Source organism: Tateyamaria sp., from assembly GCF_059783535.1.
Genome location: NZ_JBYNDP010000131.1, coordinates 7,827 through 9,656 on the forward strand (window position 1 = coordinate 7,827; position 1,830 = coordinate 9,656).

2 protein-coding genes and 1 pseudogene are annotated in these 1,830 nt (G+C 63.9%); all 3 read right to left on the minus strand.

Annotation, left to right across the window (positions count from 1 at the left end):
- Window positions 1-156: pseudogene (locus tag AC6RA8_RS18470) on the minus strand (phosphopentomutase); the annotation flags it as partial.
- A complete protein-coding gene (locus tag AC6RA8_RS18475) occupies window positions 156-1,463 on the minus strand; it encodes a thymidine phosphorylase (RefSeq protein WP_500354704.1) in 1,308 nt (435 codons plus the stop codon). The pseudogene AC6RA8_RS18470 and the gene AC6RA8_RS18475, both read right to left, overlap by 1 nt.
- Window positions 1,460-1,828 (minus strand): cytidine deaminase, encoded by a 369-nt coding sequence (locus tag AC6RA8_RS18480; protein WP_500354706.1) that lies wholly within the window; start codon window positions 1,826-1,828, stop codon window positions 1,460-1,462. Before AC6RA8_RS18480 ends, AC6RA8_RS18475 begins: the two co-directional genes overlap by 4 nt.
- Between the last annotated feature and the right edge of the window lie 2 nt (window positions 1,829-1,830).

Here is a 1,830-nt window from a genome sequence, read left to right on the forward strand (position 1 = left end):
GCGGCCATCCTCTGCGCGGCCCGCGGCACAGGCTTCGGCAATATGACCAACAGTATTGGCGCCTGTATCCGGCACATCCCCGTTGAAATACGCAGCCGCATCAGGGGCACCGCCAATCCCGACGGAATCCATGACGATAAGGAACGCGCGCGGCATCAGCCGATCCGCTCTGTGATCAGGTCTGGCACGATGGGCGCTTGCCTGCCGACGGTGATGGCCTTGCGCACCGCGGCTTCGGCCCGATCCGCATCCGCCGGGCGCGCCGCATGGATCACGCACAAGGGCTGTCCCTTGGACAGTTTGGTGCCCAGGCGGGCCACGTCGGACAGGCCAACAGCCGGATTGATCACGTCACCCTCGGCCTTGCGGCCACCGCCCAGATCGACAACGGCCAATCCCAGCGCTTCGCCATCAATGGCAGTGACATATCCCGGCCCCGTTGCGCTGATTTCGCGAATAACAGTGGCTTCCGGCAGGAACCTCGACCAGTTCTCGACAAAATGCAGGGGGCCGCCCATTGCCGCGATCATCGTGCCAAAACGTTCTGCCGCACGGCCATCCGCAATGGCCGCGACAATGGCATCCGCGCCCGCCTGTACGTCGTCCGCCAAGCCACCATTGGCCAGAAGGACCCCGCCCAAGGCCGCCGAAATCTCGACCAACGGACCCTGCGCCGGGCCGGTCAGTGTGCGCATGACTTCCGCTACCTCAAGCGCATTGCCAAGGGCAGGGGCAAGGGGCTGCGACATGTCCGTGATCAGCGCCGTGGTCTTGCATCCGGCGGCATTGGCCGTTTTTACCAGCGCATCGGCAAGGGCACGCGCCGCTTCCACATCCTTCATGAAAGCGCCGGACCCGACCTTGACGTCCAGCACCAGCCCATCAAGGCCCGCGGCCAGCTTCTTTGACAGAATAGACGCGGTGATCAGGTCCATGCTCTCGACTGTGGCGGTCACATCGCGCACGGCGTAAAGCCGTTTGTCTGCGGGCGCGACCTCGGCTGTTGCGCCGACAATGGCGCAACCGGCCTTGGCCAACACGTCCCGCAACCGCTGTTCGCTCAGCTCGGTCGAGACGCCCGGAATGGCGTCCAGCTTGTCCAAAGTCCCGCCCGTGTGGCCCAATCCGCGCCCCGAAATCATCGGTACATTGGCGCCGCAGACAGCCAGGGCGGGGGCCAGCACAAGGCTCACGCAATCGCCAACGCCGCCCGTCGAATGCTTGTCGAGGACCGGACCTTCCAGATCCCAGTTCAGCACCTGCCCACTGTCGCGCATGGCCATGGTCAATGCGACCCGGCCCACATCGCCCAGACCGTTCAGGCAAACGGCCATGGCAAAGGCCCCGGCCTGCGCATCGGTTACGGTGCCGTCTGCCAGCCCTTCGGCAAACCAGCTCAGCTCTTCACGTGATGGGGTTTGACGCTGGCGTAGTTTGGCAATGATGGATCGTGCGTCGCTCATGCATCGCCATCCATGTGGGCGGCAACAAAAGCGCCAGGCAACAATTCGGCAAGGGTCATGACCTGCTCAACACCACCCGTGGTGGCCATGGTCACACGCACATCCCCGGAACCGAATTCGGCCAGCTTCTGACGGCACCCGCCGCAGGGCGTGACAGGCATCGGGCTGCCCGCAACAACATAGGCCTCGGTGATCTTTCCCTGACCGGCGGCGACCATTGCCGCAATGGCCCCAGCCTCGGCACAAGTCCCCTCGGGATAAGCCACATTCTCGACATTGCAGCCTACAAATACAGTACCATCCGCCGCACGGACGGCCGCACCGACCTTGAAATTCGAATAGGGCGCATATGCGTTCTCCCGCACGT

Bases quoted from the DNA above. Each gene is read 5' to 3' on its own strand.
- AC6RA8_RS18475 (WP_500354704.1), bottom strand. From the start codon at position 1,463: ATGAGCGACGCACGATCCATCATTGCCAAACTACGCCAGCGTCAAACC.